Source organism: Phormidesmis priestleyi ULC007, assembly GCF_003003695.1.
GTDB classification, from domain to species: domain Bacteria; phylum Cyanobacteriota; class Cyanobacteriia; order Leptolyngbyales; family Leptolyngbyaceae; genus Phormidesmis_A; species Phormidesmis_A priestleyi_A.
On record NZ_PVWG01000029.1, the window covers coordinates 16194 to 29169 of the forward strand.

Below are 12976 nucleotides of genomic sequence, written 5' to 3' on the forward strand. Positions count from 1 at the left end.
TCTACATTGAGTCCTCAACGCTTCCAGACTCTCAATCGCTCTACACCTGATTATTTTCTACTTCTCCATGCTCATTGAACTTCTAGAACGACTTTTTCCTCGCGGAAGTGACAACAGCCGCCAAGATGTTAAGCGCCGTCTTAAACTGGTGCTGGCTCACGATCGGGCAGATTTGCCTCCTAGTGTGATCGAGGCGATGCGAAAAGAAATTCTAGAAGTCGTTTCTCGCTATGTCGAACTCGACGATGAAGCGACCGAGATCTCGCTAGAAAACAATCAACGAGCCACAGCGTTAATTGCCAACCTGCAAATTAAGCGAGTCAGACCGAGAGACGAGACCGTTGTAGATCCGATCAATGCACCTGATTTGACCTTGACTGAACCCGTGACTGCCGACTCACTCAGCAACGATAAGTGAACCTTTGACTGTCCGCTTCTAAAATCGTTGTAGGGTGATAAATAGGTAATGCGATCGGAGAGCGGTGCGATGCTGAAAACGATTCTGGTTGCTTTGGATGTCGAGCCTGATCCCCTCGCAGGTCAAGTCATGCAGACCTTGCGGCAGCTTCGTCTTGAGCCTTCAACTACTGTGATTTTGGCGCATGTGATTGTGGCGACGCAGACCGAAGTAGAGGTCATCGTCGATCGACCTGAAGCGGGTTTAGAGAGCTTTCCGCACGATCGCATCGAAAAGCAGCTACACAGTCATCAAAAAAACCTGCCTTGTCAGAGTCAAATCGAAATTGTGACAGGTGAGCCAGTCGAAGAAATTATTCGGTTAGCCAACATCTACAAAGCTGACCTGATTTTGATTGGGAGTCGAGGCTTGACGGGAATGCAGCGAATTTTATTAGGGTCGGTCAGCAGTCAGATTGTCACCGATGCCCCCTGTTCAGTGTTAGTTGTGAAACCAAAATAGTTGGAGCCTTAAAGGTCACGCCATCACCATGCCACCATCGACATTCATCACCTGCCCTGTGATATAAGCCGCTGCCGGAGCCGATGCGAGAAAACGAATCATGCCTGCGACTTCTTCGGGTTGACCATATCGACCGAGCGGAATGAATTTGAGAATCTCATCTGACTTTAGATCGTGAGTCATGTCGGTTGTGATGAATCCGGGAGCCACCGCATTGACAGTAATGCCCCGGCTAGCCAGCTCTTTGGCAACAGTTTTGGTGAAGCCAATCACTCCCGCTTTTGCTGCGCTGTAGTTTGCCTGTCCGGGGTTGCCCATTTGCCCTGCCACTGAGGTGATGTTGACGATCCGCCCCGATCGCTGTTTGAGCATGATTTTGCTAACGGCTTTGGTGCACAAGAAAACGCCTGTGAGATTCAGGTCGATCACGGCTTGCCAATCTTCGAGCTTCATTCGCAGCAGCAATGTATCGCGAGCGATGCCAGCGTTGTTGACGAGCACATCAATTCTGCCCCACTTCTCCATTGCAGCATTGACCAGGGCATCGACTTGATCGGCTTTAGAGACATCGGCAGCCACAGCGATCGCCTCGCTACCCATCGCGGCGATTTCTGCAACCACCTGGTCAGCCGCACTGCTTGAACTGGCGTAATTGACCACCACATTTGCGCCTTCGGATGCCAGCGCCAGCGCGGTTGATCGCCCAATGCCGCGAGATGCCCCCGTGACGATCGCGACTTTTCCCTGCAATTGTTGTAACGCGATCGGCAATGCTTCCATAAAAATGTGCTTGATTAAAAGTGTGCGGCTATCATCATATCGAGCTACGGGGAACTTTGAATTTTGAATTTTTGCTCTTAGGCGCTTAAAATTGCAAGGGGTGACTCTTAACACTCAAACCTTTGGGGCAGAAAGTTGGTTTTTTGCGAGATGAAGAGTAGGATTGCATCTATTGTCTTGATTTGTGATTTGGCAAAACTGAAGCGATAACGCTGTTCTTAAAAGAGGCTATGACTAGAGATCGCGGTATTCCAAAGCGTCGGCTTCCCAATCCTAACTCGCAGAACGCAGGGAAACCGTTCGACTTACCCCTCCCATCATCGTCTCTGCCTAACCAGTCTCCAGATGCGATCGCGGCAACTCGATCGGATTCTCCTGGGTTCCAAAACTCCTCAAAAACCTTCCTCAAAAAACGTCTAGGACGAGTCTTGACCGATTGGAGACTCGCCGCAGGGTTAGGGTTAGCCCTGACGGGTGGGTTGTCACTGCTCGCGATCGGGTTTCTCTTTAAGCTGCCTGCCGTTCCTAACTGTCCGGCTATTTTTTGGCCTTTAGCCTCTGCCTCGCTGCGGTTGCACTGCGCTCAACTGGCTGCCAACAAGCAAACGGTCAATGATTTGCTAGAAGCTATTAAGCTCCTCAACAGCTTGCCAGACGATCACCCGCTGCATCAAGAGGCATCTCGATTGATTGAGCAGTGGTCAAAAGAGATTTTACAGTTAGGCGATGATGCCTTTAATGAAGGGAAACTGGGTGACGCGATCGACATGGCGCGCAAAGTTCCTAAAAGTGCCAGCATCTATGGCGAAGTCGAAGGACGAATCAACCGTTGGCAAACAATCTGGTCAGAAGCCGAAGCAATCTATCGACGAGTCGAAGATGCGTTGCGAGATCAAAATTGGCGCAAAGCCTCATCCGATGCGGCTCGGTTATTATCCATTGAGAATAACTTTTGGCAAACCACAAAATATCAAGAACTGACCGAAAAAATCACGCTGACTCGTGCCGACATCAGCAAGATTGCCAAGGCAAAAGATTTAGCCGATCGCGGTGGCATTTCTAACCTGCTAGAGGCCATTAAACTCGCATCTAATGTGGGCGAACAGAGTTATGTCTACCAAGACGCGCAAGATACGATCGCCAACATTGGGCAAAAAATGTTCGATCTGGCACAAGACACCCTAACTCGAAAAGACTTGCAGGGAGCGCTGGATATTGTCAGTAAGATTCCGCCGATCGCCAAATTGCAGCGCGAAGCAGAAGATTTTGAAGTGATTGCGAACGCCCAAGCAAAAACCTGGGGCGGAACCGTTGCCGACATTGAGGCGGCGATCGCTCAAATTCAAAAAGTAGAACTCGGTCGCCCGCTCTACGCAAAAGCTCAGGCGCTCTTGGTTCGCTGGCAATCTGAGAAGAGTGACATTGCCCAATTAGAAAAAGCGCGTCAGCTTGCTCAATCAGGCAAACCCGAAGATTTGCAGGCGGCGATCGCTCAAGCATCTCTTGTACCATCCGATAATCCCCGTTCTCAAGAAGCTCAAAAACTCGCCAATGACCTGAACGGGCAGATGCAAACTCAGCAAGATCGTCCGCTGCTTGACCGAGCCGATCAGCTTGCGAGTCGAGGAGATGTTGCCAACCTGCAAACCGCAATGGATCAAGCCAGCCAGATCGCACCGGGACATGCCCTCTATAAAGAAGCCCAGAACCGAATCAAGCAGTGGAATCGTCAAGTGGCTCAACTGCAAGATGAGCCAATTTTAGATCAGGCAGACAGCTTGGCTGAGTCAGGCGATTTATCGGGTGCGATCGCAGCCGCTCAAGGCATCGGTTCTAGCAGCGCGGTGTATGGCGATGCTCAATCAAAGGTGCAAACCTGGCAGAGACGACAGCAAGCCGAACAAGGACTTCAACAAGCCCGGATTGCGGCAAATGGCGGCACTCCAGATTCTTTAGCAGAGGCGATTAGGTTAGCGAATGGGGTGCCGGGTGCAAGTCCGCTGCGAGGTGAGGCGACTCAAGCGATCGAGCAGTGGAGTCAGCAAATTTTGCAAGCGGCAATTAGTCAGGCAGACACTGATATGGCGGGCGCGATCGTGACGGCTCAAAAGGTTCCGTCTCGCACCGAAGCTTATGCTCAAGCCCAACTTCAGATTGACGCTTGGAGAAGAAGTCTAGGACGGTAATCGAAATTTAGAAAGGCGATGCAATCATGGGTTGCGGTTCCTGCGGAGTGGCGCTTTGCGCTAATCGTGCATTTCGTCGCGGGTGATCGATCGCACTTCGGGAACTGAGATGGGATTACGCATCAGTTCTGCCAGAATGTCAGTTTCTAAAATCTGTTGCTTGGGCTGCTTTAGCACGGTTACCTTAACGGTGTTTGCTGTTGCCAGTTCTTGTTTGTACTCTTCAGGAATGACAATGACTCCATTCTTAACTTTTGCTTGAAATTCTACAGTGATCATTTCAACGCTCCAAACTATATATATGTTCCTATTTTACTTCGCTGTTTCTGTATCGATTTTCTTTAAGAATTCTGGGAACTGCTGAAGTTCTTCGACTGACTCGACGGGTGGAAGTTCGATCCAATTTGCTTCGGTTTCAGAACGATCGACGTAAATCTCAATTTCTCTACAGTAGCGGGTCGAATGCCAAGCTTGAAGTGGGCAGAAATTTGTACTTGGAAGGTGAATTTTCAGCAGAGTAAGGCGTTGCGAGTGGTGAGATGAATCAGTAGGGACAGAGACATTGCAGCCAACGGCAAGACGACCACGGAAATGCTGAAGCGAAAGCAGGCTTTGAACCAGGTTTAGCCCCTTGACGATCGCACCCGGCGGATCGTGGCGAGCAGGGAACTGGAGAGTGTGTTGACTGCCCGTGCGGTCACCAAGCCAGAGAGAGCGGCGACCACAACTGTGGCGAGGCAGGTTAGCTTGGCTGCTTCTGGGCCACCGACCCCCAGCACCATCGCCACCGCTGTGAACGGTAGCCCGTAGCCGCCAGCAATACCGGCTGCCGCCCCAGCAGCACCCGCCAGATCCGGCGGCACCCCGAAGGCTGCCGCAAACACCCGACCACTCAGGTCGCCGATCGCCAGAAAGGGCACAAACACTCCGCCACAGCCCCCTGCCACGACGGCAGCCGTGGTGGATGCAGCGCGGAGCAGGGCCACGGACAGCAGGTGGTAGGGGGTAGTTTGGACGGTTTCGGCCCAGATGATGGCCGCCCCCCCTGGACCGAAGGCCGCTGCTGGTGTAGCGACCAGCGCTGTCACCGCCGCCAGGGATAGCATAGCCAGGGCACCGACCAGGAGACGAATGACTGGACTGGACTTCCAGCCTCGGGCCCAGTAGATTGCCTCGCCGGAGAGCGACGTGACAGTGCCCGCGATCGCTCCGATGAACAGAGCGGCAGCCACCGCATCCCAGAGGTCACTGGGGGGAACTTTCGGCACGACAAGCCGGATCAGATCGAGCCTAAAGGCAAGGTTGATCCCCCATCCCACCAGTCCCCCCGCCAACGCCGCTGTTACCCGTTCCAGGCTGAGCGGAACCTTTCGTCGCTGGCTCAACTCAAGCATGAAGAAGCTTCCCACCAATGGGATTCCCATCAGGGCGGACACACCAGCGGCACCCCCGCCGATCGCAGCGGGCCGCACCAACTGGTGCAGCGCTGGATTCGTGCTGCCCAGCCAGGTTCCTGCCGCAACGCCGAGATGGGCCGCCGGGGATTCTGTTCCCATCGCCGCACCAAGCCCGACGGTGGGCAGGATGGCAAGGGCGCGCAACGGTGCCAGATTCCAGGGGAAGCGCTCTTCGGCTCCGGACGTGGACACCACGTCGGCGGTGAGATCAGCCCGGGCAACATCGCGGGGGAAGGAGTACCAGGTGGGTGGAGGAAGCAGCCGTCTGGGGAGAGCGGCTTTGCGGGGAACTAATGCCTGCACGGCTTTGCCCGAAAAGTGGGAGGATCTGATACCAAATTCTGTCGAGTCAAGCTTTAAGCAACAGAATTAAGTGGACAGACCTAATTAAATGTAAGATGCCGCGAAACGCCCTCACCCTAATCCCTCTCCCAGAGCGGGAGAGGGACTTTGAATCATGCTCCCTTCTCCTATTTTGGGAGAAGCGATTATCTTGAATGTCAAGGAAATCAGGTCGATAGAGCAGCAGGCTGAGACATCGCTTGTTGGGACGGTTGCCAGTCGGTGCCATTTTTGATCATGGCATTGAGAATAGTTAACAACTTGGGCAGGCAGGCAACTAAAGCAACTTTTGTCGGGTTACCCCGTTTCAATAATTGCTCGTAAAAGGCTTGAATGACTGGATTATGGCGCACCGCGACTCAGGTTGCCAGGGATAACATTGGGCGGACGGCCGCTTGATCGCCAAAGATGGTGCGCTTGCCCTGCATCTGTCCCCTATCGCGATTGAGCGGAGCGACTCCAACGAGGGTACTGATTTTTTGAGTGGACAGCGCTCCGAGTTCTGGCAAGAGTGCCAGTAGAGTTGGCGGCAACCACTTTACCGACCCCTGGAACACTTTTGAGTCGGGTCTGCTTGACTTGCCACTCCTGGCATTGGCTGATTTGCGCTTCGATTTGCTGATCCAATCGTTGGATGCGTTCGCGCAGCCATTCGAGATGCGCTTCCACATCCACTGGCGTCATTCCCCGCAGTCCTGACAGTCGGTTCTGTTCGGCGGTGAGCCTCTCCACCAACGGGCAGCGGCGCGTCACGAGATCCTGGAGTTGCGCCTGCGCTTCACTGGCAAAGGGGCGAATCGGCGGCTTCAGCGCTTCGCCAAACCAAGCTAAAATTGCAGCATCGATTGGGTCAGTCTTCGCCAGTTGGTTGGCCGCTTTGGCAAAGTTGCGGGCTTGCCGGGCGTTAATCACCACGACTGGGTAGGCCAGTGCCCACAACTTTAACGCCGCCTGCCGCTCATAGCCCCCCGTTGATTCCAAAACAATCCGTCCCACCTCCCCGGGCACTTGTAAATGTGTCAGAAACTCGCGGATGCCACTCTCGTTGTTGCTGACCCGAAAGCTGATGCCTTGGGGACGAATATGGACAGCTAACCAGCGTTTACAGACATCGATCCCAATCCACTGCTCAATGCTTGCCATTCCACCCTGCCTATTGATATGGATGGGGCAGTCTTTGACTCAACCTTGCGTCATGCGGGATCTTGAGTCCCAACCGATGATTCGAGTTTGACTGTTTGAATCGAGAGATGACTCTAGCTTCTCCCCGATGTCTTGCATCCCAGGGTTTACGGTTCTATCTCTCTGTTCTTAAGATACAAGGGTTGGCGAGGGCTTCGCCCCACTGCGTGAGCAGGCTCAAGCCACTTAGCGGTTTCTCTTTAATGGCCATGAAACCACCCTGCTGCCTCTCCTGCGGGAGAGGGGTTTGGGGTGAGGGTTCTTCATTGCACATCGCGTAAGAATGTAAGCAACCCTACGCAAGCGCTTTTTGAGTTGCCGCATCGGCCACACCCGTAAGACTCAGCTTTCTAGATCTTTGAAAAGCAATCACAGCGGCTCTAGTCGCGGCTCCAAACACGCCATCGACGGCCCCAGGGTTAAATCCCTTTTGCCGCAGCTTTTGCTGAAGTGCCACAACCGCGGGTCCACGATTGCCCTGCATCAGCCAGACATAGCCCTGTGCTAAATCGTGTAGGGCTGCCAGATTGCCATTAAAGCGGTTGAGGTCAACGTCTCCCGCTACGCCAGCGATGCGACCTGAGTCTGAAAATTGCCAAAACAACCACTGCGACCAATTTCCAGGAAGCTCAGGGCGATCGACTCCATATTGAGCAATCCAAAGCGGGTGACCTCGAAACGCATCAGAATTGTTGAGCGACTCTCGCCAAAAATTAAGCGACGTGTAGATAATGGCTTGGCGTTTTGTGGCAGGTTCGACCACGTTGAGCCATTGACTGACGCGACGATTTAATTCGCTGGGGCTGAGTCCGTCGTTGACTTCAACATCGAGCACTGGAGGCAGATCGCCGATCGAGATTTTCGCCGTTCTCAAAAATGAGTTTGCTTGGGCGATCGGGTCTCTAGCGGGGCGAAAAAAGTGATAAGCGCCTCGCATCACACCTGCTGCTTTCATGCCTGACCAGTTTGCGGCAAAGGTGGATGAAACGAGCGTGACTCCTTCGGTTGCCTTAGCAAACCCAAAAGAAACGCCAGACTTTGCCACGGTTCGCCAATCGATTTGTCCTTGAAAGTCTGATACATCAATTCCTAGCAGCATGGTGGTTCACTCCGCTAAATTCACTCTATTTTAAGTTCACTCGCAAAAGCTCCTGAGTCAATAAACTGGGAGGTAGGGAAATCGGCATTGCTGAATTGCGGTATGAAATGCTAAATTCGCCCTCACCCTAGCCCTCTCCCAGAAGGAGAGGGAACAAGACTTCTGGCTCCCTTCTCCCCAGGGAGAAGGGTTGGCGAGGGCTTCGCCCCACTTCGTGAGGAGGGCAATTCATACATTCATTCAGCAACGCCGGGAAATCTAATCCTAGAAACCGTTGGTGATCACCTAATGAATGAATCGGAGTTAATGGAACTCGCTAACCAGGGCGAGGTGTGGGCAATCTCAGCCTTACTCAATCAGGCATTTGCCGATCGAGAAATCACGGTGAAGGTCAGTCTGCAATCGAACTGTTTACGAATTTTATTAGAGTCCGATCGAGTGCCAGACTCTGAATCCGCAGTTGCGCTCATTCAAGAAAAAATGCAGGATTTGAGGTACGATCGCATCCAATCAATTCAGGTTTTGGGACGGGTGACTGAAGTCAATCAGACTCTCTGGACTGAGACAGTGATTTTGCCTTCATCAACCCCATCAATTCATCATCAGAATCGGGCTGTAGAAAAGCATTCGCGATCGCTCACCAGATCCATTGACTCGAAAGGCTTAGGTGCATTGCTAACTGGATTAATTCTTGCAATCTCACTGATCATCAGTCCGCTCAGAATTGTATTTCACGGATTCCTGATCTTGGTGCATGAAATCGGACACGCGGTGACTCATTGGTTGTTTGGTCGTCCTGCAATTCCGTCAGTTAATCTTGTTTATGGTGGAGGCATCACGTTAGTTTTTGATCAGTCTATAGCGGTTATTTGTTCAGTTTATCTTGCGATCGCTTTTCTAATTTATTATTGTCGGCACTATCGATTTATTTTAGTATTGCTAGGAATTTTCACTAGCATTTATAGTTTTTGTCTATTGACCTCTACTAATTTAATGCTTTCGACATTTATGGGTCACGGCATGGAGCTAGTCGCGATCGCAGTCTGTTTGTATTTATCACTAAGCGGATATTTTTGCCGTTTTGCGGGCGATCGCTCAATCTATGGCATGTTGGGATTTTTTACTTTATTTGCCGATTTTGAGTTTTCCTGGAAGCTAACCCATGATCCCGACTATCGAGAGATGTATGAAGGCGGTATTGGTGGCGTTATCGATAACGATTTTGTAATTTTAGCGCAAGATTATTTCAGCGTTGATCTATCGGTTGTTGCGAACGTTTTTTTAATCGGCTGTGGGGTGATTCCCCTGATGGTGTTTCTAGTGTTTCGCTACGAGCTTTGGCTGCGTGAGCGGCTCGGTCGACTTTTGCGCTACTAAGTAGTCAGATACTTAGGATCGTAAGTTAAATAAAACTGCATAGTGTTTGGGCTACGTTGTAGCCTTTCGCCCTCATCAACCCTTCTCCCCAACTCTGGCTCCCTCTCCTTGGGGTGAGGGCAAATCCGGGTCTTACTTAATCCACGATCCTTAACAAGATTGCAAGATTCTCAAAACGATCGAGGTGGATTTATACTAAAAGACCGCGCCCAAAAGATTCACTAAAATATCATGATGTCTGACGCAACGCATTCACAGCTTCACGCGATTCGCGGCTCGTTTCTAGATTTTGTAGATGATCCGTTTTTGATCGCTGAGTCAGAAAGCGTTCGCTATCTTGCAGATGGTTTATTGGTGATTGAAAACGGCAAAATCAAAGCATTTGATCACTACGAAACTCTCAGAGATCAGTACGCAGATTTAGATATCACCACTTATTCAGGTAACTTAATTTTACCAGGATTCATCGACTTGCACGTTCACTATCCGCAAACCGAAATGATTGCCGCTCATGGCGAACAACTGCTGGAATGGTTGAACAAATACACGTTTCCGACTGAGGCAAAATTTAGAGACGTAGAGTATGCAAGAACGATCGCGTCCTTTTTCTTAGACGAACTTTTGCGGAATGGCACGACCACTGCTCTAGTGTTAACCACAATTTTTCCTCACTCGGTTGATGTCTTATTTGAGGAAGCTCAACGGCGCGATATGCGCCTGATTGCCGGACAGGTGTTAATGACTCGCAATGCGCCCGATTTTTTGCTCAACGATGCCAAAATTGCCTACGAACAAAATCGGGAACTGATTCGCAAATGGCATCACAAAGATCGGCTTCTCTATGCGATTACGCCTCGATTTGCGATTACTTCCACGAATGAAGAATTAACGCTGGCGGGGGTATTAAAAGCAGAGTTTCCAGATGTTTATGTACACAGTCATCTTTCAGAAAACCTTAAAGAAATTGAGTTCACATCAGCGCTTTTTCCTGAGAACAAAGACTATCTTGAGGTGTATGAGCGATTTGGATTAGTCAGCGATCGCTCTATTTTTGCCCACGGCATTCACCTCAGCGATTCAGAATTTGAGCGCCTCTCCAACGCTGGAGCCGCGATCGCATTCTGTCCCACTTCTAATTTATTTTTAGGCAGTGGCTTATTTAGCTTGGGCAAAGCTAAATCGATCGAGCAGCCTGTCAACGTCGGGTTTGGCACCGATGTTGGAGCCGGAACCAGCTTTTCACTGCTGCAAACTATGGCGGATGCCTACAAAGTGATTCAACTTCAAGGAGGGCAGCTATCGGCATTTCAGGCGTTTTATTTGGCAACGTTGGGGTCTGCCAGAGCACTCTCGCTTGATGATAAATTGGGAAGTTTTGATGGGGGCAAAGAAGCAGATTTTATCGTTTTAGACTTGCAGGCAACGCCGCTAATGGCACTGCGGAACCCCACTTTAACGGCATCTTTAGAGGATTTGGCGAGTAGTGCATTTGCCCTGATGATGTTGGGCGACGATCGGGCTGTAAAAGCAACTTACATAAAAGGGAATTTGGCACATGAGATCAAGCCCTCAGACTCGTAAAGATTGAGGCACAGGGTTTTACGCGCGATGATAAACATCAACACATGGAAGAGAATTTTTACGCTTCAACTCTGCGCCTTATAGTCCGCCCAGCCTCCAAGGTCAGAAATATCTAGCCAGCCAAATTTTTCGACCAACTCACGCGGATAAAGCATCGCGGTTAACACTTCCCCATCGTCTAAAATCACATCGCTCGGATACATATTAGGCGGCTCGGTTGACACCAAATAGTCATACTGTTCTAACGTCAGTTCGTAGACCTCACCGGGAATGCTGACTCCGTTTTTCTCAACTTGATAAATCGCTGGGTGCCAACCATCGGCGGCTGAATGAAGACGATATAAAGCACGAGTTTTAGCCGATCGAATAAACTTAGCAGACTGGAGATTTCCGTGGTCGGGTTGCCCCTTGAGTGCCGATCCACAGATAAACACGCGTTTTGCCTCAGAACTTGTTTCAGTCATAACGTTATCTCCCTAGCGTAGGAACACTATATTGCAGAAAAGTATATGACAACACATTAGCGATTTGCTTGAAATTGTATATCTCTGTCGTCTTCAAAACAGTAAATCATCATGACTGTGATTACCGCATCTTTTGTTAACCAAGATCGCTTCAACCAAAACATCGCTGAACTCGCTACGATCGGCAAGCTGCCCAATGGAGGCGTGTGCCGCATTGCCTACAGTCCCGAAGTGATTCAGTCGCGGCAACTGGTGCAGCGATGGATGCGAGAAGCCGGAATGACTGTGCACATCGATGCGGCTGCCAACATTATCGGCACCTATGCTGGAAAGCGATCGGGGGCACCTGCCCTAGTTACAGGATCTCACATTGATACCGTTCCGACTGGCGGACGTTATGATGGAGCGCTCGGAGTATTAGCCGGAATTGAAGTCGTGAGAGTGCTGCGAGATCGCTCGATTCAACTCGACCATCCCCTAGAGGTAGTGGTTTTCACCGACGAAGAAGGCGGGATGATTGGCGCAAAAGCCATCTCAGGAACGGCTTTCAGTGAGCCTGAATATTATCGGCGCGATGATGGCACCTCGATCGAGACTTGTCTCCAGCGAGTGGGCGGCGATTGGTCAAAACTCGCCACTGCCAAACGCAATCCCTCTGACATTGCTGCATTTATTGAGCTACACGTTGAGCAAGGCGGAGTTTTAGAACACTACAGCAAACAAATTGGAGTCGTCGAGGGAATCGTTGGGCAACACCGCTATATCGTGACGGTGATCGGTCGATCGAACCACGCAGGCACTACGCCGATGCACTTAAGAAAAGATGCGTTAGTGACCGCTTCTCAAATTGTGTTGGCAGTCAATAATCTCGCTAAAAACGCTTCGGGTTCGCCTGTTGCAACGGTTGGCGCATTAAACGTCGTTCCTAACGCTGCCAACATTGTGCCAGGACAGGTCGAACTGACGATCGACATGCGTGACGTTGATCAAGAACATTTGATCTTATTATCTGAGCAGCTTCAGCAACAGCTACAAGCGATCGCTAAATCGAGCCAAACTGAAATCACAATCACGCCCATTCTGCAAACCGAAGCAGTTTTAGCGACTCCTCAAATTCAGACGGCGATCGTGCAAACTTGCGAAGAAATGGGTTTGAGTTATTGCCACTTGCCCAGCCGCGCGAGTCACGATGCTCAAGAAATGGGGCTGATCGCTGATATGGGTATGATTTTTGTTCCTAGCCAAGCTGGGATCAGCCACGCCGAAGACGAATACACCTCACCTGAAGAATGTGCTCAGGGCGTAGAGATGCTGTTGCAGACGTTGATTCGTCTCGATCGGCTGTATCCCATCAGGGATGTTCCAGAGAATAAGCCAGCCTCAATGCCCCCATACACCTCTGAAACTTTATGACGCGATTGCATTGGATGAGATCGTTTTTTGGATATCACAAAACTCCTGTCTTAAATTCGTTGTAACGCGCATACCATGAAAATTCTATATTTAGCGGGGTATCCTTAAACTCACTCCAGAGCTAATCATAGAGTTCTGCGATCGTGGCATCAGAAATTTCAGCAGGGTTACTTTCT

At 50.6% G+C, this 12976-nt stretch carries 13 protein-coding genes; 6 read left to right on the top strand and 7 right to left on the bottom strand.

Features of this window, described 5'->3' with window-relative positions:
* The first annotated feature begins 67 nt into the window (after positions 1 to 67).
* Together minE and C7B65_RS18890 are read left to right on the top strand one after the other, a co-directional pair.
* Positions 68 to 418, top strand: coding sequence for a cell division topological specificity factor MinE (gene minE / locus C7B65_RS18885; protein ID WP_073074278.1), 351 nt, complete (start codon positions 68 to 70; stop codon positions 416 to 418).
* Between the two features lie 69 nt (positions 419 to 487).
* Positions 488 to 919 (top strand): universal stress protein, encoded by a 432-nt coding sequence (locus C7B65_RS18890; protein ID WP_073074307.1) that lies wholly within the window; start codon positions 488 to 490, stop codon positions 917 to 919.
* Between the two features lie 15 nt (positions 920 to 934).
* Here C7B65_RS18890 and fabG read toward each other — a convergent pair whose 3' ends face one another.
* The gene (fabG, locus tag C7B65_RS18895) at positions 935 to 1699 is read right to left on the bottom strand and encodes a 3-oxoacyl-[acyl-carrier-protein] reductase (RefSeq protein ID WP_073074279.1); all 765 of its coding nucleotides are present in this window, start codon (positions 1697 to 1699) and stop codon (positions 935 to 937) included.
* Positions 1700 to 1929: 230 nt separating this feature from the next.
* Here fabG and C7B65_RS18900 point away from each other — a divergent pair, with 230 nt between their 5' ends.
* Entirely contained in the window at positions 1930 to 3885 is a 1956-nt protein-coding gene (locus tag C7B65_RS18900) for a hypothetical protein (protein WP_073074280.1), read from the top strand.
* A 60-nt stretch (positions 3886 to 3945) separates the two neighbouring features.
* Here the strand turns inward: C7B65_RS18900 and C7B65_RS18905 are convergent, their stop codons facing one another.
* The 5 genes from C7B65_RS18905 to C7B65_RS18920 all read right to left on the bottom strand — a co-directional run bounded on the left by C7B65_RS18905 (position 3946) and on the right by C7B65_RS18920 (position 7965).
* Positions 3946 to 4164, bottom strand: a complete 219-nt coding sequence (locus C7B65_RS18905) for a hypothetical protein (RefSeq protein WP_073074281.1) — start codon at positions 4162 to 4164, stop codon at positions 3946 to 3948.
* A 344-nt stretch (positions 4165 to 4508) separates the two neighbouring features.
* Positions 4509 to 5645, bottom strand: a complete 1137-nt coding sequence (locus tag C7B65_RS18910; RefSeq protein ID WP_317615836.1) for a chloride channel protein — start codon at positions 5643 to 5645, stop codon at positions 4509 to 4511.
* A gap of 206 nt (positions 5646 to 5851) precedes the next feature.
* Positions 5852 to 6037: a hypothetical protein gene (locus tag C7B65_RS28455; RefSeq protein WP_219898648.1), complete on the bottom strand. Its 186-nt coding sequence runs from the start codon at positions 6035 to 6037 to the stop codon at positions 5852 to 5854.
* Between the two features lie 82 nt (positions 6038 to 6119).
* Entirely contained in the window at positions 6120 to 6827 is a 708-nt protein-coding gene (locus C7B65_RS18915) for an IS110 family transposase (RefSeq protein ID WP_219898649.1), read from the bottom strand.
* A gap of 334 nt (positions 6828 to 7161) precedes the next feature.
* A complete protein-coding gene (locus tag C7B65_RS18920; protein ID WP_083583115.1) occupies positions 7162 to 7965 on the bottom strand; it encodes a GH25 family lysozyme in 804 nt (267 codons plus the stop codon).
* A 288-nt stretch (positions 7966 to 8253) separates the two neighbouring features.
* Here C7B65_RS18920 and C7B65_RS18925 point away from each other — a divergent pair, with 288 nt between their 5' ends.
* Entirely contained in the window at positions 8254 to 9342 is a 1089-nt protein-coding gene (locus C7B65_RS18925) for a hypothetical protein (RefSeq protein WP_073074282.1), read from the top strand.
* A gap of 234 nt (positions 9343 to 9576) precedes the next feature.
* A complete protein-coding gene (gene guaD, locus C7B65_RS18930; RefSeq protein ID WP_073074283.1) occupies positions 9577 to 10923 on the top strand; it encodes a guanine deaminase in 1347 nt (448 codons plus the stop codon).
* A gap of 65 nt (positions 10924 to 10988) precedes the next feature.
* On the opposite strand, the gene C7B65_RS18935 is transcribed toward guaD, so the two are convergent.
* On the bottom strand, positions 10989 to 11387 hold the full coding sequence (locus C7B65_RS18935) for a gamma-glutamylcyclotransferase family protein (RefSeq protein WP_073074284.1): 399 nt from the start codon (positions 11385 to 11387) through the stop codon (positions 10989 to 10991).
* Positions 11388 to 11498: 111 nt separating this feature from the next.
* Between C7B65_RS18935 and C7B65_RS18940 the strand changes: the two genes are divergently transcribed.
* On the top strand, positions 11499 to 12800 hold the full coding sequence (locus C7B65_RS18940) for a Zn-dependent hydrolase (protein ID WP_073074285.1): 1302 nt from the start codon (positions 11499 to 11501) through the stop codon (positions 12798 to 12800).
* The last annotated feature ends 176 nt before the right edge of the window (positions 12801 to 12976 follow it).

Coding starts and splice junctions, on each gene's coding strand:
- C7B65_RS18905 (WP_073074281.1), bottom strand. CDS start 4,164: ATGATCACTGTAGAATTTCAAGCAAAAGTTAAGAATGGAGTCATTGTC.
- C7B65_RS18915 (WP_219898649.1), bottom strand. CDS start 6,827: ATGGCAAGCATTGAGCAGTGGATTGGGATCGATGTCTGTAAACGCTGG.
- C7B65_RS18890 (WP_073074307.1), top strand. CDS start 488: ATGCTGAAAACGATTCTGGTTGCTTTGGATGTCGAGCCTGATCCCCTC.
- C7B65_RS18925 (WP_073074282.1), top strand. CDS start 8,254: ATGAATGAATCGGAGTTAATGGAACTCGCTAACCAGGGCGAGGTGTGG.
- C7B65_RS18900 (WP_073074280.1), top strand. CDS start 1,930: ATGACTAGAGATCGCGGTATTCCAAAGCGTCGGCTTCCCAATCCTAAC.
- C7B65_RS18920 (WP_083583115.1), bottom strand. CDS start 7,965: ATGCTGCTAGGAATTGATGTATCAGACTTTCAAGGACAAATCGATTGG.
- fabG (WP_073074279.1), bottom strand. CDS start 1,699: ATGGAAGCATTGCCGATCGCGTTACAACAATTGCAGGGAAAAGTCGCG.
- C7B65_RS18940 (WP_073074285.1), top strand. CDS start 11,499: ATGACTGTGATTACCGCATCTTTTGTTAACCAAGATCGCTTCAACCAA.
- C7B65_RS18935 (WP_073074284.1), bottom strand. CDS start 11,387: ATGACTGAAACAAGTTCTGAGGCAAAACGCGTGTTTATCTGTGGATCG.
- minE (WP_073074278.1), top strand. CDS start 68: ATGCTCATTGAACTTCTAGAACGACTTTTTCCTCGCGGAAGTGACAAC.
- guaD (WP_073074283.1), top strand. CDS start 9,577: ATGTCTGACGCAACGCATTCACAGCTTCACGCGATTCGCGGCTCGTTT.